The sequence below is a fragment of the [Clostridium] celerecrescens 18A genome, from assembly GCF_002797975.1.
GTDB classification, from domain to species: domain Bacteria; phylum Bacillota; class Clostridia; order Lachnospirales; family Lachnospiraceae; genus Lacrimispora; species Lacrimispora celerecrescens.
This window is the reverse complement of record NZ_PGET01000001.1, coordinates 2,662,067-2,682,954: the sequence shown is the minus strand read 5'-3', so window position 1 is coordinate 2,682,954 and position 20,888 is coordinate 2,662,067. Positions and strand designations below refer to the sequence as shown.

Sequence of the window (20,888 nt, the reverse complement as noted above, 5' to 3'; positions counted from 1 at the left end):
CTTTCGTTATTGGTTTTGATCATAAGGAAGGAACCTCCGGATTGTTTCGGACAGAGTGCGGAAGACGATGAAAAAGGGGAATGATACCATATGATATTTTGTATTGAAAAAGGCGATGGATTGTGCTATTATGTGTATAACAGGTATAACGAAAGATGGTGAAAATATGTTTTTACAAATTGATTTTAACAGTGATGAAGCAATTTACATTCAGCTTCGGAACCAGATAATCATAGGAATCGCCACTGAAAGTATAAGAGAAGGTGACCCCCTGCCTTCCGTGCGCCAGATGGCCGACAACATAGGGATTAATATGCATACGGTAAATAAGGCGTACTCTGTGCTGAAACAGGAAGGGTTTGTCAAGCTGGACCGCCGGAAAGGGGCCGTAGTATCGCTGGACGTGGATAAAATCCAGGTCCTTGATGAAATGCGCAAAGATTTAGGGGTTGTGCTTGCCAGAGGAGTCTGTAAGAATGTAACATGTGAAGAGGTTCACCAGCTGGTTGATGAGATATTTCAGTCGTTTTTAAGGGGCCAGGGGGAAGAGTGATTCACTGGATTGGAGGTTCTTTATGTTATGTGAGAAATGTAAAATTCGCGAAGCAAATATACAATATACAGAAGTTGTAAATGGCACGAAGAAAGAGCACCATTTTTGTGCCCAGTGTGCGAAAGAGATGGATTTTGGCGTGTATGCAGCTATTTTTGACGGGGAATTTCCTTTAGGAAAGCTGCTTTCCGGCCTTTTGGGAATAGAAGATAAGGATCAGGAGCCAGATAAGCTCCATCAGATCCTGTGCCCGAACTGCGGGACCGGTTACGATGAATTTGTAAGGGACAGCAGATTTGGCTGTGCAGATTGCTACAGTGTATTCGGCCCCCTTATGGAGGATAGTTTAAAGCAGCTTCATGGAAATCTTGTCCACACGGGAAAAACACCGGTTTACCAGAGGCAGGTCAGTATGGATCCGGCAGGCCGGGGGAACGACCGCACTGCGGGGGTACCATTAGACCCGGAAAGCGCTGCCAATTATGAGGAAATTTTTCAGTGGGATGCCAAATTAAAGGAAGCCCTGCGATTTGAGGATTATGAAACGGCAGCCGTTTGCCGCGATAAGATAAGAGAGCTGAAGAAAGGAAATGAGACAGATGCTTAGATGGTTTGAACAGAAGGACACTGGTCGGCCTGGAGTGATAAGCAGCCGGATCCGTCTGGTAAGAAACTGGCAGGATTACCGTTTTCCTTCTGCACTTAGTGAAAAAGAAGGCGATGAGATGGTCCGCAGGCTGGAGTTCGGCTTAAAAGATTTAGGTAAGGAAGAAGGCAGGAATTTTGAGTTTGCCATACTTTCGGACCTGGAAGAGCTGGACCGGGTGGCCCTAAAAGAGCGGAGAGCCCTTAATTCCGCAGCTGTTTTAAATAAAAAACCTGCCGGAATTTTTATCTCAGAGAATGAAGACACCGGCATCGTGCTTAACTGTGATGATCACATCCGGATCCAGCTTCTGCAGATGGGCCTTCACTTAGAGGAGCTTTGGGAACGGGCAGATAAGATTGATGATTATATCAATGAACGGTTTGCCTATGCATTTGATGACCGTTACGGTTATCTCACCTCGTTTCCTACGAATATGGGGACCGGCTTAAGGGCATCGGTGGTGGTCCATCTTCCCATGCTGTCCCAGGGGAAAAAATTCCAGGGCCTTATCAGCGATATGGGCCGCTTTGGAGCTTCTGTCCGGGGCGTCCATGGGGAAAGAGACGAGAATTTCGGTTCTCTTTATGAGATATCAAACCAGAAAACCCTGGGCCAGACGGAGCGGGAAATTATTGATACAGTTACAAAGGCAGCGATCCAGCTGACCAATCAGGAGTTTCAGGTGAGAAAGCTTTCTCTCCAGAGGCACAGGGATGAGAGAGAGGATGAAGTTTACAAATCCTACGGGGTATTAAAATACTCCAGACGGCTGACTTCCAGGGATGCCATGATATTCCTATCACAGATCATGGCAGGGCTGGCAGACGGCCTGATCCATACGGAGGAAGATTTTTCCGTCTACCGCTTGATGCTTGGAATCCAGCCGGCGAATCTGCAGAAGCTTTCAGACCGCCCATTAAGCAAGGAAGAACTGGATGGAGCCAGGGCGGAATTTATCCGGAGAGAATTGCCGGAACTATGACAGGAGGATTGCATTTATGATAGACAGATTTACAACAAAGGCCAGGACAGCCATTAATCTGGCCGTTCAGGCAGCGGAACGTCTCGGCCACAGCTATGTGGGAACGGAACACTTATTAATCGGGCTTTTAGAAGAGGGCAGCGGAGTAGCTTCCAGAGTTCTGGAAGAGAATGGTGTAAAAGAAGAGAAGGTTTTAAACTTGATCAGCCAGCTGATCGCTCCTGATCAGGCAGTCCGGTTAAAAGAAGACAGCGGGTATACTCCGGGGGCCAGAAGGGTTTTAGAGAACAGCTACCGGGAAGCTGTGCGGTTTAAGGCAAACTTAATCGGTACGGAGCATTTGCTCATTTCCATAATCCGTGACAATGACTGCGTCGCTTCCAGGCTTTTAAATACCATTGGAATCAGCATTCAAAAGCTATACATTGATGTACTGTCAGCGATGGGAGAGGATGCTCCTGCCAATAAGGAAGAGCTTATGAAATCACCAAAGTCAAAAGGCAGTACACCCACTCTTGACAGTTACAGCAGAGATTTAACGGAGCTTGCAGTACAGGGAAAGCTTGATCCGGTCATCGGAAGAGAGTCGGAGATCAAGCGTCTGATCCAGATACTGAGCCGCAGAACCAAGAATAATCCATGTCTCATCGGAGAGCCTGGAGTGGGGAAAACCGCAGTTGTGGAAGGCCTTGCCCAGATGATAGCAGAAGGTGACGTGCCTGAAACCATTGAAGGCAAGAGGCTTCTGACCCTGGATTTATCCGGCATGGTGGCCGGTTCCAAATACAGGGGAGAATTTGAAGAAAGAATTAAAAAGGTGATTGCCGAAGTGATCGAGGATGGGGATGTTCTTCTCTTTATCGATGAGATCCATACGATTATCGGTGCAGGAGGTGCGGAGGGAGCCATTGACGCCTCCAATATCTTAAAGCCCTCTCTGGCAAGAGGAGAATTGCAGCTGATCGGCGCTACCACCATTGAAGAGTACCGCAAATATATCGAAAAGGACTCTGCCCTGGAACGGCGTTTCCAGCCGGTTACGGTGGAGGAGCCATCGGAAGAGGCTGCTGTCGGCATATTAAGGGGACTGAAAGGACGGTATGAGGACCATCATAGGGTGACCATTACAGACGATGCCTTAAAGGCCGCCGTAAAGCTGTCTTCCAGGTATATCAATGACCGTTTCCTTCCTGATAAGGCCATCGATGTTATTGACGAAGCTTCTTCCAAGGTACGCCTGACCACATTTGTAGAGCCGGTTGAAATTAAGGAACTGGAAGCTGAGATCGAGCTGCTGGAGGACCAGAAGGAAGCCGCCATTAAAGCCGAAGCTTACGAAAAGGCAGGAGCCATTAAGAAGAAGCAGGAAAAGAAGCGGGAAAAGATAGAGAAGATCCGGGAACGCTGGCAAAAGGAGAAAACATCAAAGAACCTTATAGTTGATGAGGGAGAGATCGCTGATGTGGTATCCAGCTGGACCAAGATTCCCGTCAGAAAGCTGGAAGAGGGAGAGAGTGAACGCCTCCGCAATCTGGAAGCCATCCTCCATGAGAGGGTGATCGGCCAGGAGGAAGCAGTTACCGCTGTTTCAAAGGCCATACGCCGGGGGAGAGTGGGACTTAAGGACCCCAGGCGCCCCATTGGCTCCTTCCTGTTTTTAGGACCTACGGGCGTGGGAAAAACTGAGATATCAAAGGCCCTCTCCGAAGCCATGTTCGGAACGGACAATGCTTTGATCCGGGTAGATATGTCTGAGTATATGGAGAAGCACAGCGTTTCCAAGATGATCGGCTCACCGCCAGGATACGTAGGCTATGATGAAGGCGGACAGCTCAGTGAAAAGGTCCGCAGGAATCCCTATTCCGTCATCTTGTTCGATGAGATCGAAAAGGCACACCCCGATGTGTTCAATATTCTGCTTCAGGTACTGGACGACGGACATATTACAGATGCCCAGGGCCGGAAGATTGATTTTAAGAATACCATTATCATCATGACTTCCAATGCAGGTGCGGAAAACATCATATCTCCAAAACGTCTGGGCTTTGGTGCAGTTGGGGATGAAAAGGCTGATTATAAGATCATGAAGGACCGGGTCATGGAAGAAGTAAAGCGTCTGTTCAAGCCGGAATTCATTAACAGGATCGATGAGATCATCGTATTCCATACGTTAAATAAAACTCATATGAAGGATATTGTGACGATCATGATGAAAGATATCATGAAGCGGACATCAGAACAGATGAGCATCACCCTGTCGGTCGAAGAGGATGCCAAGGAATACCTGATCAATAAAGGGTATGATGAGAAATACGGTGCAAGACCGTTAAGGCGTACCATTCAGAACTGCCTGGAGGATAAGCTGGCAGAAGAGATCTTAAATGGAACGGTAAAAACAGGGGATGATGTAGTTGTGACCGCAGGTGAGGACGGACTAAAATTTTCTGTCAGGGAGCTGGTAAAATAACTAGCCATTTTATATCAATTCGTGTATAATAGCTACAAGCGAGATCATTAGTTCATCGCCTTAAAAAAGGATAAGTAAACAAAATACTAGGAGGGCAAACCAATGCCGGTAATTGAAGATTTAATCCGCTCAGAGCAAGACGGGACGATCAGTTTTGGTAATTACAAATTAAAGACAAAGTCAAAATTACAGGATTTTGAACACGACGGTGATTTATATAAAGTAAAGACTTTTTACGAGATAACCAAGCTGGAAAGAAACGGCATGTTCGTATACGAATCCGTACCGGGAACCGCTGCCATGAATTTCACCGTATCCGATGATGGGGTGGGGTTTTTAGTAGAAGGTGACAAGGATGCCCAGCTGACTGTTCAGCTGGCAGAGGATACCGAATACGAGGTTTATGTGGATGATGCTGCCGTGGGTGGCATGAGAACCAACATGAGCGGAAAGCTGTCCATCAGCGTGGAACTGAATGAAGGAACACCTGTAGCAGTGAAGATCAAACGAAGATAACAGGATGAGAAGCTGGGTTCGGCCCTTTTACAAAGAGCCGGGCCCAGATTTTTTGCATGAGCAATGAGCCGGATGAATATGGCCGCATATTCCTTTGGCAAATAGGAGGAAATTCCCATGGCAAAGGGAAAGACAACCGCATTTTTCTGCAAAGAATGCGGATTTGAATCGGCAAAGTGGCTGGGACAGTGTCCGGCCTGTAAGGAATGGAATACGTTTGTGGAGGAGCCTTCCGGGAAAAAGGAGCCGGCTTCTAAGCGGGGAATCAGTGGAAAAGGGGACGGGACCGCCGGAAATCATTTTCTGAATGCCAAGCCCTCCCGTTTGTCTGATATCCAGTTAGACGAGCAGGACCGGATGAAGACCGGATATGAGGAACTGGACCGGGTTTTAGGAGGAGGTGTTGTCAAAGGCTCACTCGTTCTGGTTGGCGGTGATCCAGGCATTGGAAAATCCACCCTGCTTTTACAGGTATGCCGCAATCTGGCGGCCGACAGCAGGAAGGTGCTTTACATATCAGGAGAAGAATCCTTAAAACAGATTAAGCTGAGGGCAAACAGAATAGGGGAAGTAAAGGGAGATTTATTATTCCTTTGTGAAACCAGCCTGGAGTTGATTGAACGAGCAATAGAAGAGGAAAAGCCAGATGTGGTGATCATTGATTCCATACAGACCATGTTCCGGGAAGAAATCTCTTCCGCCCCGGGAAGTGTCAGCCAGGTGAGGGAATCCACCAATATTCTGATGCAGATTGCCAAGGGGGCGGGAATCGCCATATTTATCGTTGGTCATGTGACAAAAGAAGGCGTGGTGGCCGGTCCCAGAGTCTTAGAGCATATGGTTGATACGGTTTTGTATTTTGAAGGAGACCGAAGCGCTTCTTACCGGATCATCCGGGGAGTGAAGAACCGTTTTGGCTCAACCAATGAGATCGGCGTTTTTGAAATGGTTGAAAGCGGGCTTTCCGAGGTGAAAAATCCTTCGGAATATATGCTCAGCGGAAGGCCGGAGGATGCCTCAGGTGCTGTGGTAGCCTGTTCCATGGAAGGTACCAGACCCATGCTATTGGAGGTTCAGGCCCTGGTTACCCCAACGGCTTTCGGTATGCCAAGGCGTACTGCGGCTGGTACGGATTATAACCGGGTGAATCTTTTGATGGCTGTTTTGGAAAAACGATGCCATTATGATCTGTCCCATTTTGATGCTTATGTAAATATTACGGGCGGTCTGCGTATGAATGAGCCGGCCCTGGACTTAGCGATCATGATGGCAATTGTGTCCAGTATGAAGGACAAGGCCGTGGACCCGAAGACCATTATTTTTGGAGAAGTGGGACTGGCAGGAGAGGTGCGTGCAGTGTCCATGGCACAGCAGAGAGTGAATGAGGCAAAGAAGCTGGGATTTAACACCTGCGTGCTGCCGGAGATTTCCCTGGGAAAGATGGGGAAGGTGGAAGGAATGCGGCTGATTGGTGTAGGGAATGTAAGAGAGGCGATTGTTCGGGTTATGGGGTGAAGCCATTTAAGGCTTCACCCCTTATTATATTTTGGGATATTACGTTCTTAGTAAGCAATTGAGAAATTTCCCGCGAAAGTGGGAAAAATAACAGATGTTCTTACCTTGTGCCGAAAGTGCTTACAAGGCTATTTTTTTATATGCCTGTATGATATGTTATTTACGGATGAAGATTTTCGCGAAAAATCACATTTACCTATAGGAGGATATTATTATGATGGAGAAACTGCAGAGGTTTGGAGGAGCGATGATGGCACCTGTAATGCTTATGCCATTTGCCGGTATTATCATCGGATTCTCGACCATTTTCATGAATGCAGATATTATGGGGGCATTAGCAGCAGACACTACGCTCTGGTATAAATTTTGGTCTATGATGTACGATGGGGGATATGCAATTTTTAATCAGCTTCCATTATTATTTGTAATTTCATTGCCCATTGGCCTGGCTAAAAAGGCAGCAGGGCGTGCGGCGATGGAATCTTTTGTAATCTATATTATTTTTAACTACTTTATTCAATCTCTGCTTACATTCTTTGGCGATATCATGTTCCATGTGGATTTCGCCCAGGAAATAGGAGGCACAAGCGGACTTACAATGGTTGCTGGAATCAAAACCATGGATATGAGCGTGATTGGAGCCATTATGATTGCTGCAATTGCCGTATGGATCCACAACCGCTGGTATGATAAGAAGCTTCCCAGTTTAATAAGCTCTTTTCAAGGATCCGCTTTAATTGTCATTATTGGATTTGTTATCATGATACCAATGGCTTTTGCCGTGTGCGTCGTATGGCCTGGCGTTCAATCCGCTATTTTAGGATTACAGGTATTCTTATCTAAGTCTGGTAATTTAGGCGTATTCCTATTTACCTTTTTAGAACGTATTACACTTCCTACCGGCTTGCATCATTTCTTATGGACACCGTTTGATTTAGGTCCTGCGGTCGTTGCAGATGGAAACTGGACACACTGGATGGCCAATGTAAATGAATACGCAGCTTCTACAGCCCCCTTAAAGGAATTATTTCCTACCGGCGGATTTGCATTATATGGAAACTGTGCCGTCTGGGGAATGCCTGCCATAGCGTTTGCCATGTATAAAACGGCCCGTCCGGAAAATAGAAAGAAAGTTGCTGCGATGCTGATTTCTGCTACGATCCCTGCAGTATTATGTGGGATCACTGAGCCTATTGAATTTACATTCTTATTTATATCACCCATGCTGTTTGCAGTAGGTGCAGTTCTTGCAGCTTTGCTCTCGACTGTTTTGTACATGTTTGGGGTCGTTGGTTATCAGGGCGGCGGACTCATGGATTACATTACCTATAACTGGATGCCGATGATGAAGAATCATATGGGAGAAGTCATTACTCATATTGTGATCGGCCTGATCTTCTCCGTTATCTATTTTGTGGTATTTTATTGGGCGATAAAGAAATTCAATATTATGACTCCCGGCAGAGAAAAGGATATGGGCAGTGAAGTAGAATTAGGTAAACAGACCGGATCTGCATCCAGTGTTTTTCATGACGAAGCTGTAGGCTTTTTACAGGCTTTGGGAGGTAAGGAAAATATCGAAAGCGTTACAAATTGTATGACAAGATTGCGTCTCAGTGTAAAAGAGGAAAGCCTTGTTGCAGCAGATGAGGATTTTAAGAAATATAATGCAAAAGGCGTTGTCCGTAAAGGGAAAGCAATACAGGTCATCATTGGTTTTGATGTAGAAAATGTAAAAAATGAATTTGAAAAACTGTTATAAATGAATATAAGAGGTGGATAATATGTTAAATACAGATTTAGAAAAAAGTTCAGTTGTTATTGCCGGCGGAGGAAGTACCTACACCCCGGGAATTATACTCATGTTATTGGAACATTTAGACCGCTTTCCCTTAAGAAAGATTAAGTTTTATGATAATGACCCACAAAGGCAGAAGGTAATTGCAGATGCATGTGAGATCATGATTCATAAGAAGCATCCGGAAATTGAGTTTCTGGCAACCTGTGATCCTGAGGAAGCATTCACGGATGTTGACTTTGTTATGGCACACATTCGTGTTGGTAAATACAAAATGCGGGAGCTTGATGAAAAAATTCCTCTGAAATACGGGGTTGTCGGCCAGGAAACATGCGGTCCCGGCGGAATTGCATATGGAATGCGCTCCATTCAGGGTGTTTTAGAATTGGTTGATTACATGGAAAAGTATTCGCCGGATGCATGGCTGCTAAACTATTCCAATCCGGCTGCTATTGTAGCAGAAGCCACCAGAAGACTGAGGCCGAAATCAAAGATACTTAATATTTGTGATATGCCCATCAGCATTGAAAATAATATGCTAAAGATTTTAGGCTATGAAAAACGAAGTGATATTATAACTCAATACTATGGACTCAATCATTTTGGCTGGTGGTATGGCGTAAGAAGCAAGGATGGAAAAGACCTGATGCCGGAGTTGAAAAAACATGTGAAAGAAATGGGATATTTTATTCCTTCAGATGCAGATGAGGCAAAGCAGCATGGAGATTCCAGCTGGAATGAAACCTACCGTATGGCAAAAGATATTTATGCGATTGATCCGGATACTCTGCCAAATACGTATTTGAAGTATTATCTTTTACCGGATACTGTTGTAAAACATTCAGATAAAAATTATACTAGAGCAAACCAGGTCATGGATACAAGGGAAAAAGAGGTTTTCACCGCGTGCCGCGAGATTGTTAAGAATAATGCGTTTGAAGGCGATGAATTATCTTTGGATGAACATGCTTCCTATATTGTGGATCTGGCAACGGCATTAAAGTTCAATACTTATGCCAGAATGCTTCTGATTGTTGAAAACAATGGAGTTATTGAAAACTTTGACAAATCAGCAATGGTAGAAGTTCCATGTCTGGTGACCTCTTCAGGACCTCAGCCTTTGTCCGTTGGTACCATACCTACCTTCCAGAAAGGTCTGATGGAAGAGCAGGCAGCAGTTGAAAAGCTGGTGGTAGATGCATGGATGGAAGGTTCTTATCAGAAATTATGGCAGGCGATTGCGCTGTCCAAAACGGTTCCAAGTGTTACGGTTGCAAAACAAATTTTAGATGATTTATATAAAGCAAATAAGGAATATTGGCCGGAACTGAAGTAAGTCGAAATTGTAAAAGAGGGATTAGTTTATATCGTTTATTGGAAAATGACAGAATCTTATCTGTCATTTTTCTTATGTCAGAGCCGGATATCGATGGTATATTTTTTGCCCGGGATATGATACTATGAAAGAAATAAGAAATTGAGGTGGCATCATGCTGATTGAAGCAATTAATAAAAATTATGATAAATTAAATGAATCAGACATTCAAAGCCTTTCTATTATCCTGTCGATTGTATATAAAATTTCTGAAATGAGTATTGAAGACCTGGCAACCGAATGCAATACATCGAAAAGCACGATTTTAAGATTAACCCAGAAATTAGGGTTTTCCGGATACAGTGAATTTAAGAGCTATCTGAAATGGGAAAAGAAAGAACACGTAAAAGGGATTGATAAGGATATCAAATCAGACATAAGAGGCGATTTCTTAAATACGTGCCAGCAGATAGAATCCTCTGCGAATCTGACCGTCATCGCAAAGGAAATTCATAAGTCCCAAAATGTTGTTGTTTATGGAACGGGACAGGCCCAGCGCCATTGTGCAATGGAAATGCAGCGATTGTTTATGCAGATGAATAAATATATCTATCATGCAGGCGCAAGTGATGAGCTTTGTATGCTGTCAAAGAATCTGGGGCCTGATGATTTAGTAATTGTGATTTCTTTGTCCGGGAATGTGCAGAAAATAAAGGATACTTTGCAATTGCTTCATTTGAAGAAAGTGAAGATAGTTTCTATTACAAATCTTCAAAGTAATTTGTTGGCGGGCATGAGTGATTATAGCTTGTATGCTGTCAGCAGTCCTGTTAAGATTGGGGAACATCTATATCACAATTCTTTTGTTAATTTTTTAACTGTAATTGAGTATGTGTTTTTAAGTTACATTGAGGTGATAAATGTCAATTCTTAACAGAACTCTCACTGCATAAATTATATCATATGCGCCATTGCAGTAGTGAGGAGAACCGATCATGAATAAAATATTAGACGATAATTATTACGACCTAATAATTAGTAACATCATGATTCCGTACTATGATACCGGAGATAATATTACGCATATGAATATAAGAAATTCTTTAGCCCATGTTCCCAATAATCCTAAGGATCCTTGTGATTTAGGAATTCATCCTTATAATGCATTTCCTTCCATCGCTACCTTAAGTTCTACGGTAAGCCTTGAAAGATCTGGTGTCGGAACGGTTCAGAGAAATCCCCATATGGCCCTATTTGGGCGGGGAATTATTGTGGCAGTCTTAGATACCGGAATAGATTACCAGCATCAGGCATTTACGTATCATGACGGGACGACCCGGATTCTTTCCCTATGGGATCAAACCATACAGGAAGGCTCGCCTCCGGATGGATTTACATATGGTACGGAATATACCAGGGAGCATATTAATGTTGCATTAAAATCGGATGATCCTTTATCCATAGTACCTTCTGTGGATACCAATGGTCATGGGACCGCAATTGCAAGTATTATAGCAGGGAAATCCAGCCCGGAGTACTCATTCAGCGGCGTTGTTCCGGAATCTGATCTGGTGATTGTAAAGCTAAAGCAGGCAAAAAACAGTTTGAAGAAGATCTTTTTTGTTCCTGAAGACATTGAATGCTATCAGGAAACAGATTTAATTATTGGGATTGCTTATGTGACTTCAATAGCCCAGAGGCTGAACCGTCCGATTGTCATATGCATTGCAATGGGCACGAGTCAGTCAAGCCATGACGGACGGGGGGCCACCAGCTTTATTACCAATTATCTGGTTCAGCAGCCTAACATCGGGATAACGATTTCTGCTGGCAACGAAGCCAACAAGCACAGGCACTATTATAACAGTACGACTGCGGTACCATTTCAAAATGATTTTGAATTAAGAGTCGGAGGAAATGACAAGCTTTTTGCCATTGAGCTATGGCCTCTTATTCCGGCAAGGCTGTCTATTGAAATAATCGCTCCAAATAGGGAGAGTACAATGGAGGTGCACCCTTCACTGGGGGTATGCAGAAGATTTCCAGGAATATTTATCCCAAGCGTCGTATGGATCAATAATTATATTTTTGAAGAAGAGACCGGAGACCAGCTCATATTGTTGCGTTTTCAGGATCCCATTCCGGGAAACTGGACGATTCGGGTAAAAAATCTTGACAATGGGCCATTTTCTTTTCATGCATGGCTGCCATCGGCAGATCTGATCTCAGAAGAGACCTTTTTTTTATATTCTGACCCGAATACAACCATAACTTCTCCAGGAAATGCAACCAGCCCTCTTACCGTCACCGCTTACAATCAATTCAATAACAGCATACTGCCGGAGTCAGGAAGAGGCTATACAAGGACAGGGTTTATGAAGCCAGATATCGCGGCTCCGGGATACCAGCTTACCTGTGCAGTTCCGGGAAACCAGTACGGAAGTATCACAGGAAGCGGAACAGCCGCAGCCCATGCGGCGGGTATTATCGCTATGGTCTTTGAATGGGCAGTTTCTAGAGGAAATTATACAAATATTACGGGAATCGATGTGAACCGTCTGCTTATTCGCGGAGCGCGGCGCCCTAGTACAACCACCTATCCTAATATTGTATGGGGATATGGTCAGATTGATATTAATACTCTGTTTGAACGGCTTACGAGGACTTAAGGAGAAAGAACTACCATTATTATCCACTTTTAGATATGGTAATATGTGGTATAATTTATTTATTATTATTCCATATATAAAGGAGGGATACTATGCCCCGTGGAGTTCGCAAATCACCACTCGTAAAACTTAGAGATGAACTAAAAGATACACAGGATTCGATAGAACAATATAAAGCTGCAATTAAAAAACTTCAGGAAAAAGAGAAGCAAATACAAGATGAAATTAAATTAGAAGAATTTAAAGAAGTTTCAGCAATTCTTGAAGAGCAGAACATGTCCTTATGGGAATTAAAGGAATTACTTATATCAAAAGCAGAAATTGAGCAGGGCAGCTGAATCTTATGCCGGGAAACTTCATAATGAAGGTTTTCGGCATATTTTTTTATCTGTATAATAATACAAACCAAGGGGAAAGACCGTAAAAATGATCTCTCCCCATGGAAACTTCTTGTACAGCATTCTCCACATAATCAATTTGCTTTCAAATTACAGTTGTATTACGGTTCATAAACCTCTGTCAGTTCTGTTATATTATTGCCGCTTTCATCAGTATGGACAATTAACTTTGCAATTGTCGGTTCTTTAAAGGAACTGCCACCTTGATTCAAATAACTGATAAGCTTTTTACCGTTTGTACCGGTGCTGCTTTCATAATCAATGTAGCTCACCAGAACGTCAGCAGGGAGCAACAATTTTGTGTTTCCGACCACTTCATATTTTGTCTCGCCGCTATTTTCGGCAAAATTACCTTTGGGAGCAAGAACTTCGATATACAAAGAGCAGCTATCTCCGATTTCGAAATCCACAATTCTGATAACACTCCCGTCAACAATATCCGGTTCCGTTACCATGCCCGGTTTAGTACCTGGTTCAGTAAAATTTGAGGCGCTTCCAGACGCAGAATCACTGTCGGTAAAAGCAGGAGGAGGTGTTTGTGCGGTTTCTTTAACCAACGAATGAAGTTGTGCATCATCATCAACCGATGAGAACATCTTTTCAATGGAACGGTTCCAGTTGTTCTGAAAATCCTCCCAACCAAGTCCGATTGTATCAAAATATCCAGATATATCATCCCTGCTGTACGTTGCTCGTGAAATGTAATCCTCCTTGTGGAGTTTGCCGCCGCTCGGCGTTTCACGAAAAGCAATATTCACTTCCTCAAGGTTATCAATTAGCAGGAATAATAGTGCGGAGTTCTTAGGCGTAACCGTTATATTCCCTATAGCGGTCGTTTCTGCATCGTTAGGTTCATAGTAAATAGTGAGTGTATTCGGCGCACGGCCAGTTCCGTAATCGTCACCAATTGAAAAAAACTGCTGTGTATAATCTCTGTCAATTCTTGGCATCTCACCTATAATTTTTCCGACCGCGCTGTTATCGCCTGCATAAGGTGTCCGCATTGTGGAAAGCGCATAGATGCCATCCATATTGATACTCATATCAGGGCTTGTCAAAACAATCGCGTAAACGGTGTTTATCTGCGCCGGATAGGACTCCGCGATTTCACCGTTATAATAGACAATAACTTTATCACCGACATTAAAATGGGTCATGCTATCTTTTAATTTCACATTGAGAGAAACACTCATCAAGTCGCTGCTCCTGCGCTCCTCCTCGCCCTCGTCGACGGTCACAAGGATGGTATTATCGTACACTTCGGTTACCGTTCCTCTAAAATGTGGCTCTTTCGCGACGTTGTGCATAGACATTGGTAATATCAGATCTAAAATGCTTCTATCCGTAGCGCGATTCACCGCGAACCCTGCGCTCATCACCGTCACAAGCAAAATGGCAAGTGTAATAATCACCCTTGATGGCTTTTTGAAATTCAGCACGTTCTTTATCCTCTCTTTCATACCGCCCTCCCCGAACGCAAGGGGACTTCCATTTAAGATTTTACGCCCTGACGCCACGCGGACGAGTGACAACGAATAAGCGCTTTTAATCTCCCCGCCAAGTTTGCGTATCACGCATTCGTCGCAGGACATTTCCATATCCGCTCCCATCAGCACAAACGCCATCCACGCCAGCGGATTGAACCAATGCAGGCAAAGCACTAGGTACGCGAACATTTTAACAGCGTGGTCGTGACGCCTGATGTGCGTCCGTTCATGCAGGACGATATAGCAATGTTCCTCGTCGGTCAGTCCTGCCGGAATGTAGATTTTAGGTTTGAAGAGCCCGATTACAAGCGGTGTTTTGAGGTTGTCGGCTTCATAAAGATTACCTTCGATAAGCGTTGCGCCGCGAAGTCTGCGTTTTAACACAACGATTGATATAAAACTGTAAATAAGCAGAACTGCAATGCCTAAAAGCCAAATGCAAGTACCGATAAAAATCCATATCTGCAATGGGTTTATGCTTGTGACGGGCGTGGGGGCAGGCAACGCTGCGCTTACGGCTTTGTCGATTACGGTTATCCCGCTGTTAATGCGCGGAACGGCTTGCATTGCGATGTCCTGGGGGATAGGTGTGGAGTTGAATGGCAGCAAACTGAACGCGCTCTCCAAAGTAAAAGGGAACACGAGCCGGAACCCAGCCACTGCCCACAGCGAATAGGAGATTATCTTCGGTGCTTTTTTAAGTGGTATCCGTGCTAAGATAATTGCGGCGATTACAAAACTTGCCGTCATGCTCATATTGAGGACTGACAGAAAAATTCTATCCATATCTTAATCCCCCTTGTGCTCGTTAATTAGGTGCACAAGTTCTTCCGCCTGCTTGCTGGATAATCTTTTTCCGCCTATGAACGACGTGAGAAAACGTGGCAGACTACCGCCGAACGTATCCTCGATATAGCGGCGGCTCTGACCCGCAAAAAACTCATCCCGGCTTATCGCCGATGTAACGACTGCACACTCGTTTTTGAAAATTCCCCTGTCGCACAACCTCTTCAGGATGGTGTATGTGGTAGATTTTTTCCATTTCATAACTTCCTCTGACAGCCGGACAAGCTCTGTTGAATTAATCGGCTCATTTTCCCAAATCAAGTCGGCGAATCTCGATTCCGATTCCGCTAATCGATAATCAATCATATGTCAATCCTCCCATTGCTCTACTATTAGTAAACCTTAGGAGAAGTTTACTTTAAGTAAACCTGATTGTCAAGAGGAATTTTGGAGTGATGTGTCCAGACTTGGGATATCTGGCATGAACGTTGGCTGGCATGAATATAAAAAAGAAAAATTAAATTTGGTTGTATTATTAAGCTGGTGCTTTATAATTAAGTTGGCGGAGTTAAAAGAAAATGACATATATGAATCAGTTGCCAGAAGGATATAGGAAGGTTAAGGAGAAAAAGACTGACAATTCAGGGCTGGCAAAACATCAGGATGATATCATAGGAGAATCTGGTTTTTACGGAGATTACCAAAGGAACTGCCGCAGTCTACGCTATGTCTCAGGAAGAAATAGACGCTACTCTTGGAAATAAGTTAAGCTATCAGGAGTCTACTTATGCGTGGAATGGGAATATCATAGAGACAAACTATCAGGAGGAAACCTACTCTGTAGACCAGATGTCTGATGATTTCGGCATCCAGGCATCTAAACTAGGAATTGAAGAAAAAGAAATTTCACATGTAACTGCTTTGACAGAAGGTAAATTTATAGGAACCTGCTTATATGTATTAGATGAAACTACCTTGCTTGTATATTATGAAGGGGTGTTTTTTGAGGCAAAAAGAATAGAAGAGAATTAGATAAAAACAAACGAAAAGAAAAAATTAGATCTGTATCAGAAGAGTGCTTAATGAAATTAAACGCAAAACAGCAGAAGCTATTTATCCTGGTGAATATAAGCCGGTTTATTGTTAGGAGTAATGATTACATATGAAAAAATATTTATTTATCATAACACTTGTGATTATATTAATATTAAGTTTTATTGGTTTTAGTAATTCAAATAAAACAGAAAAAAAGGAATATCTTAATAGCGGATCTAAAATTGATATACATGCGAAAGGCTTTATGCCTCTAATTGAGGAATTACCCAAATATCAAGATATATCATACAAATACAATCACGTTTCAATAATATTATTTGAGACAGATACAATTATGCTTGTTGTTAGCTATGACGAAGAAACATATCAAAAAGAAAAAGAAAAATTAACAGTAAAGTATAAGTTTCTAGACCATAAAGTGGTTTCGGATTATGATGAAAATAAATATTATATCCCTGAGCATCAATTTTCAATAAACAATTACGATCTTAAAGTTGTAGACGGAAATGACAATTATCAAGCAGAATATCCAAAATCGTTTGGTATGATCGGCATATCTGATAAAAAAAGGAGTATAGCATATTTATATTTCTATGATTATGATTTAGATTATATACAAGATGATAGTGAAAGTCCGATGGCCAACTTTGTAAAAAGGTATTATAAATATGACTTTTAGAAATCGAAAGAAATACATGTCTAAGCTTGGTCATAGTGATCTGCGAATACAATGGCACTCAATGCGATGCATGAATTTTGCGCTTTTGGAAAAGCTATTGTTCCGCTCTTTGGTGCTAAATTTAGGGAAGCACAAGATTTTGAAAATATCAAAGCAATAGATGCACTTGATTTGTTGATAATGACTGTAGTTTAAAGACGAAAAGACGCATTTCATTTTAATTAGGTGAAATGAAATGCGTCATTGTAACACTTTTTAATTGCAATCAAATATAGTCTTGGCTGCAAGATATTTCCCGAAATCATCCTTCCATTTATTGTGGATTTCTGATGAATCCCATACGCTCAGAGTGTCCGGTTCAAAAATCATTTTTATCATTAAATCATGTCGGTTTGCCCTGTCAATACAAGATGAAAACGTCTGAACCTGTTGGATTCCAGGTATCTCAGTTGCATGTGAAAAAAGATCATTAATTTGGTTGATTAATTCTTCTTTATTAGAAACAGTATCTAGAAACTTTACAATGATATAGTGTGTCATAGTGCCTCCTTATATAGAAATGATGAATTATCAAATCTTGAAAATGAAACTGGATAATATGATTCAAATGTCATTCTAAAATATAGGTGTAGTCAAGTGTATTCAACGGATAAAAAAGGAAAAACCCCAAACTCCTTATAGATACAAAGGAATTTAAGGCTTAACAAAAGCAGGGGAAGAGGGGCTCGAACCCCCATTTACGGTTTTGGAGACCGTTGCTCTACCATTGAACTATTCCCCTTTGGGCTGGCGTTACATCTCTGCCTGAGCACTTAGAGAGTATAGCATAGAAGTTTTTAAATTGCAACAGTTTTTTAGAAAATTAAAAAATTAATTCTGCTGTTATTGAATCCCTGTTTGTGGTAAAATATTATAGAAAAGGAAGTCCATGGACAAAAGTCATATTTCATGGGCTTGGTTTGGCGTTTTATATGAAAATCATTAGATAAAACCGTGAAATTGAATTAGAATGAAAAGTAACATTGATAATCATTCCCAAAATAAAACTTGTCTCATCAAAAATATGCTTATCTACAAAGCTTTCCCTCAGAGATAATTACAGGATATGCACAAAAAAGGGCTATATAATCGTATATGAAACATAATTTGACAAATCATGTCAAACATGATATATATAATCTATAACTTTTTCTTCACTATAAAAAGGAGTTGTGATTATGAAACAGTTAAAGATTATGTTGCCGAATGTTGCCGAGGCGAAGAATTTTGTTGCTGCTGCTGCTAAATGTGATTTTGACATAGACGTGTATTACAATAGAGTAACCATTGACGCAAAGTCTATATTAGGAGTATTGAGTTTAGATTTGACACAGGTTTTGACCGTTGAATTTAACGGGGAAGATGCAGAGTTTGAGGCATTTCTGGCAGCGAAAGCTCCGGGTAAATGTTCAGCAGCATAAACAGATGCAACGGAAAGAGGGAATTGTATGCCGTATGGCCTGCAGTTCCCTTTTTTAATTCATGGGAAAATGCTCTGAGATAGATTTACACTCTTTGCATATAACTGAAAAAAGAAAAGAATGGGAAAGAAATGGAAGGAGGGGAAGCTGGAGTGGAGGAGACAGAGATAAAAGTCCTGAAAATATCTGTCAGGAATTTAGTTGAGCTTGTTCTGCGCTCCGGCGACCTAGATAACCGGCGGACCGGCGGGGCTGAAAAGACCGCCATGCAGGAAGGGAGCCGGATACACAGGAAGATCCAGCGACGCATGGGAGCGGACTACCGGGCGGAAGTGGTGTTAAAGCATGAGATAGAAGTGGATCAGTTTCAAATTCTGGTAGAGGGGCGGGCCGATGGCATCATTGATAAACCGGAAGGGGTGACCATCGATGAGATCAAAGGCATGTATATGGATTTGTCCTATTTATCTGAGCCTATTGAAGTACATTTAGCCCAGGCTATGTGCTATGGGTATTTTTATTGTTATGACCATGAGCTGAATGGGGCTGTCATGCAGATGACCTACTGCAACATTGAAACAGAGGAGATACGTCGTTTTAAAGTGGAAAAATCCTTTGAGGAACTGGAACGCTGGTTTCAGGGCCTGATTCACGAGTACATTAAATGGGCAAGATATTTATATAACCATGGAATAAGAAGAGATGAGTCCATAAAGGAGCTTTCCTTTCCCTATCCCTACCGGAAGGGGCAGAAGGAGCTTGTGGTAGCAGTATACCGGAGTATTGCCAGAAAGAAGAATCTTTTTATCCAGGCACCTACTGGAATTGGAAAGACTCTTTCCACCGTTTATCCGGCCATAAAGGCCATTGGGGAAGGGCTTGGAGATAAATTGTTCTATCTGACTGCAAAAACCATAACCAGAGGCGTGGCGGAAGAAGCTTTTGATATTTTGCGGGAGCATGGGCTTTATTTAAACTCAGTGACCATTACGGCAAAGGAAAAACTGTGCTTCCTTGAAAAACCGGAATGCAACCCGGATGCCTGTCCTTATGCCAAAGGCCATTTTGACCGGGTAGGGGATGCGGTTTATAATATTATCCACAAGGAGGCCGGAATCACCAGAGAAACGATCCTTCGCTATGCAGAGGAATACCAGGTATGCCCATTTGAATTCTGCCTGGATATCAGCAATTGGGTGGATTCTATCATCTGTGATTATAATTACGTATTTGACCCTAATGTCCGTTTGAAACGGTATTTTTCCGAAGGCATCGCAGGAGATTACCTGTTTTTGACGGATGAGGCCCATAACCTTGTTCCGAGAGCCAGGGAAATGTACAGCGCAACTGTCTATAAGGAGGACTTTCTTCTTATTAAAAAGATTTTGAAATCCATGAGCCCAAAGCTTGTCCGAATGCTGGAAAGGTGCAACAAAGAGCTTCTGGAAATGAAACGGGAATGTGAGGAGTTTCAGATCCTGGAAGACATCCGGTTTTTTATGACCGGTGTCATGACCCTTTTCGGGGAAATGGAAAAGTTTATGGAAACCGGTGAGGAATTTAAAGACCGGGATCTGGTTCTGGATTTCTATTTTAATCTGCGGGATCTTTTAAATATCTATGACCGTCTGGATGAGAATTACCGGATCTATACAGAGCTTTTGTCAGACGGACGCTTTATGCTCAGGCTGTTTTGCGTAAATCCTGCGAAGAACTTAAAAGAGTGTTTGGACAAGGGGAACAGTACCGTGTTCTTTTCTGCCACATTGCTTCCGGTGCGGTATTATAAGGAGCTTCTAAGCGGTGACCAGGAAGAATATGCAGTATATGCCCAGTCTCCCTTTGATCAGGAGAAACGTCTTCTCCTTGTCGCTTCTGATGTCAGCAGCCGCTATACCAGAAGAAACCGCCGGGAATACCAGAAGGTAGTGTATTATATGCGAAGAATCGTTTCAGCCCGTAAAGGAAACTATATGGTGTTTCTGCCGTCATACCAGTATTTAAAGGCAGTAGAGGGGATTCTTGAGGAAACAGAAGAACTGAAGCAGGAATTTACTTACATGTCCCAGGCATCTCACATGAGCGAGCAGGAGAGGGAGGAGTTTTTAAAGGAATTTTCAGAGGACCGGAAGGATTCTTTTGTGGCTCTTTGCGTCATGGGCGGCGTATTTTCAGAAGGAATTGATTTAAAGGAAGGACGTCTGATCGGAGCTATCATCGTTGGTACCGGACTTCCCATGGTCTGTACGGAACAGGAGATCTTAAAGGGGTATTTCGATTCCAGGGAGCAGAACGGATTTGATTATGCTTACCAGTATCCGGGGATGAATAAGGTCATGCAGGCAGCAGGAAGGGTAATCCGTACGGTCCGGGATGAGGGAGTCATCGCATTGCTTGATGAGCGTTTTTTAAAACCAGACTATCAGGCCCTGTTTCCAAGGGAATGGGACGGGTACTATGAAGTGAAGCTAAAAAATGTGGATGAAGTGGTCCAGAACTTTTGGGCCGGGCGAAAGTAAAAGCTGCCGCCCCAAAGGGGGCGGCAGAAAAATTCAGCC

The 20,888-nt window shown here is 42.9% G+C and carries 18 protein-coding genes and 1 tRNA gene; 15 read left to right on the top strand and 4 right to left on the bottom strand.

Translation table 11 applies throughout. The annotated features are described in order from the left end of the window. Nucleotides 1-166: 166 nt before the first annotated feature. The 11 genes from H171_RS12340 (at nucleotide 167) to H171_RS12290 (ending at nucleotide 12,802) form a co-directional block, all read left to right on the top strand. The gene (locus tag H171_RS12340; RefSeq protein ID WP_100307505.1) at nucleotides 167-553 is read left to right on the top strand and encodes a GntR family transcriptional regulator; all 387 of its coding nucleotides are present in this window, start codon (nucleotides 167-169) and stop codon (nucleotides 551-553) included. A gap of 22 nt (nucleotides 554-575) precedes the next feature. Beyond that, nucleotides 576-1,160: a UvrB/UvrC motif-containing protein gene (locus H171_RS12335; RefSeq protein ID WP_100305424.1), complete on the top strand. Its 585-nt coding sequence runs from the start codon at nucleotides 576-578 to the stop codon at nucleotides 1,158-1,160. Continuing rightward, the gene (locus H171_RS12330) at nucleotides 1,153-2,184 is read left to right on the top strand and encodes an ATP--guanido phosphotransferase (protein WP_100305423.1); all 1,032 of its coding nucleotides are present in this window, start codon (nucleotides 1,153-1,155) and stop codon (nucleotides 2,182-2,184) included. Before H171_RS12335 ends, H171_RS12330 begins: the two co-directional genes overlap by 8 nt. 16 nt (nucleotides 2,185-2,200) lie before the next feature. Next, entirely contained in the window at nucleotides 2,201-4,651 is a 2,451-nt protein-coding gene (locus tag H171_RS12325) for an ATP-dependent Clp protease ATP-binding subunit (protein WP_100305422.1), read from the top strand. A 102-nt stretch (nucleotides 4,652-4,753) separates the two neighbouring features. Continuing rightward, nucleotides 4,754-5,167 carry a hypothetical protein gene (locus tag H171_RS12320; RefSeq protein ID WP_025232136.1) on the top strand — a complete coding sequence of 138 codons (414 nt, stop codon included), beginning with the start codon at nucleotides 4,754-4,756 and terminating at the stop codon, nucleotides 5,165-5,167. A 117-nt stretch (nucleotides 5,168-5,284) separates the two neighbouring features. Continuing rightward, nucleotides 5,285-6,682 (top strand): DNA repair protein RadA, encoded by a 1,398-nt coding sequence (gene radA / locus H171_RS12315; protein WP_100305421.1) that lies wholly within the window; start codon nucleotides 5,285-5,287, stop codon nucleotides 6,680-6,682. A gap of 214 nt (nucleotides 6,683-6,896) precedes the next feature. Beyond that, on the top strand, nucleotides 6,897-8,444 hold the full coding sequence (locus H171_RS12310) for an alpha-glucoside-specific PTS transporter subunit IIBC (protein ID WP_100305420.1): 1,548 nt from the start codon (nucleotides 6,897-6,899) through the stop codon (nucleotides 8,442-8,444). 22 nt (nucleotides 8,445-8,466) lie between these two features. Next, entirely contained in the window at nucleotides 8,467-9,816 is a 1,350-nt protein-coding gene (locus tag H171_RS12305) for a 6-phospho-alpha-glucosidase (RefSeq protein WP_100305419.1), read from the top strand. 154 nt (nucleotides 9,817-9,970) lie between these two features. Next, nucleotides 9,971-10,729, top strand: a complete 759-nt coding sequence (locus H171_RS12300; protein ID WP_100305418.1) for a MurR/RpiR family transcriptional regulator — start codon at nucleotides 9,971-9,973, stop codon at nucleotides 10,727-10,729. Nucleotides 10,730-10,790: 61 nt separating this feature from the next. Then, nucleotides 10,791-12,464, top strand: a complete 1,674-nt coding sequence (locus tag H171_RS12295; RefSeq protein ID WP_100305417.1) for a S8 family peptidase — start codon at nucleotides 10,791-10,793, stop codon at nucleotides 12,462-12,464. Between the two features lie 92 nt (nucleotides 12,465-12,556). Further along, entirely contained in the window at nucleotides 12,557-12,802 is a 246-nt protein-coding gene (locus tag H171_RS12290) for a hypothetical protein (RefSeq protein ID WP_100305416.1), read from the top strand. A gap of 161 nt (nucleotides 12,803-12,963) precedes the next feature. On the opposite strand, the gene H171_RS12285 is transcribed toward H171_RS12290, so the two are convergent. Both H171_RS12285 and H171_RS12280 read right to left on the bottom strand, forming a co-directional pair. Then, the gene (locus H171_RS12285) at nucleotides 12,964-15,135 is read right to left on the bottom strand and encodes a M56 family metallopeptidase (protein WP_100305415.1); all 2,172 of its coding nucleotides are present in this window, start codon (nucleotides 15,133-15,135) and stop codon (nucleotides 12,964-12,966) included. Between the two features lie 3 nt (nucleotides 15,136-15,138). Continuing rightward, nucleotides 15,139-15,501 (bottom strand): BlaI/MecI/CopY family transcriptional regulator, encoded by a 363-nt coding sequence (locus tag H171_RS12280; protein WP_100305414.1) that lies wholly within the window; start codon nucleotides 15,499-15,501, stop codon nucleotides 15,139-15,141. 360 nt (nucleotides 15,502-15,861) lie between these two features. Here H171_RS12280 and H171_RS12275 point away from each other — a divergent pair, with 360 nt between their 5' ends. Further along, nucleotides 15,862-16,167: a hypothetical protein gene (locus H171_RS12275; protein ID WP_100305413.1), complete on the top strand. Its 306-nt coding sequence runs from the start codon at nucleotides 15,862-15,864 to the stop codon at nucleotides 16,165-16,167. 130 nt (nucleotides 16,168-16,297) lie between these two features. Continuing rightward, on the top strand, nucleotides 16,298-16,870 hold the full coding sequence (locus H171_RS12270) for a vWA domain-containing protein (protein ID WP_100305412.1): 573 nt from the start codon (nucleotides 16,298-16,300) through the stop codon (nucleotides 16,868-16,870). A 255-nt stretch (nucleotides 16,871-17,125) separates the two neighbouring features. Here H171_RS12270 and H171_RS12265 read toward each other — a convergent pair whose 3' ends face one another. Further along, nucleotides 17,126-17,410, bottom strand: a complete 285-nt coding sequence (locus tag H171_RS12265; protein ID WP_100305411.1) for a hypothetical protein — start codon at nucleotides 17,408-17,410, stop codon at nucleotides 17,126-17,128. A 170-nt stretch (nucleotides 17,411-17,580) separates the two neighbouring features. Next, nucleotides 17,581-17,651 (bottom strand) — tRNA-Trp (locus H171_RS12260). A 436-nt stretch (nucleotides 17,652-18,087) separates the two neighbouring features. Here H171_RS12260 and H171_RS12255 point away from each other — a divergent pair. Next, on the top strand, nucleotides 18,088-18,330 hold the full coding sequence (locus H171_RS12255) for an HPr family phosphocarrier protein (protein ID WP_025232174.1): 243 nt from the start codon (nucleotides 18,088-18,090) through the stop codon (nucleotides 18,328-18,330). A gap of 152 nt (nucleotides 18,331-18,482) precedes the next feature. Beyond that, a complete protein-coding gene (locus H171_RS12250; protein WP_242976947.1) occupies nucleotides 18,483-20,849 on the top strand; it encodes an ATP-dependent DNA helicase in 2,367 nt (788 codons plus the stop codon). Nucleotides 20,850-20,888: the final 39 nt, after the last annotated feature.

Bases quoted from the DNA above. Each gene is read 5' to 3' on its own strand.
- H171_RS12305 (WP_100305419.1), top strand. From the start codon at position 8,467: ATGTTAAATACAGATTTAGAAAAAAGTTCAGTTGTTATTGCCGGCGGA.
- H171_RS12280 (WP_100305414.1), bottom strand. From the start codon at position 15,501: ATGATTGATTATCGATTAGCGGAATCGGAATCGAGATTCGCCGACTTG.
- H171_RS12265 (WP_100305411.1), bottom strand. From the start codon at position 17,410: ATGACACACTATATCATTGTAAAGTTTCTAGATACTGTTTCTAATAAA.
- H171_RS12310 (WP_100305420.1), top strand. From the start codon at position 6,897: ATGATGGAGAAACTGCAGAGGTTTGGAGGAGCGATGATGGCACCTGTA.
- H171_RS12270 (WP_100305412.1), top strand. From the start codon at position 16,298: ATGAAAAAATATTTATTTATCATAACACTTGTGATTATATTAATATTA.
- radA (WP_100305421.1), top strand. From the start codon at position 5,285: ATGGCAAAGGGAAAGACAACCGCATTTTTCTGCAAAGAATGCGGATTT.
- H171_RS12285 (WP_100305415.1), bottom strand. From the start codon at position 15,135: ATGGATAGAATTTTTCTGTCAGTCCTCAATATGAGCATGACGGCAAGT.
- H171_RS12290 (WP_100305416.1), top strand. From the start codon at position 12,557: ATGCCCCGTGGAGTTCGCAAATCACCACTCGTAAAACTTAGAGATGAA.
- H171_RS12335 (WP_100305424.1), top strand. From the start codon at position 576: ATGTTATGTGAGAAATGTAAAATTCGCGAAGCAAATATACAATATACA.
- H171_RS12320 (WP_025232136.1), top strand. From the start codon at position 4,754: ATGCCGGTAATTGAAGATTTAATCCGCTCAGAGCAAGACGGGACGATC.
- H171_RS12295 (WP_100305417.1), top strand. From the start codon at position 10,791: ATGAATAAAATATTAGACGATAATTATTACGACCTAATAATTAGTAAC.
- H171_RS12275 (WP_100305413.1), top strand. From the start codon at position 15,862: ATGTCTCAGGAAGAAATAGACGCTACTCTTGGAAATAAGTTAAGCTAT.
- H171_RS12330 (WP_100305423.1), top strand. From the start codon at position 1,153: ATGCTTAGATGGTTTGAACAGAAGGACACTGGTCGGCCTGGAGTGATA.
- H171_RS12325 (WP_100305422.1), top strand. From the start codon at position 2,201: ATGATAGACAGATTTACAACAAAGGCCAGGACAGCCATTAATCTGGCC.
- H171_RS12300 (WP_100305418.1), top strand. From the start codon at position 9,971: ATGCTGATTGAAGCAATTAATAAAAATTATGATAAATTAAATGAATCA.
- H171_RS12255 (WP_025232174.1), top strand. From the start codon at position 18,088: ATGAAACAGTTAAAGATTATGTTGCCGAATGTTGCCGAGGCGAAGAAT.
- H171_RS12340 (WP_100307505.1), top strand. From the start codon at position 167: ATGTTTTTACAAATTGATTTTAACAGTGATGAAGCAATTTACATTCAG.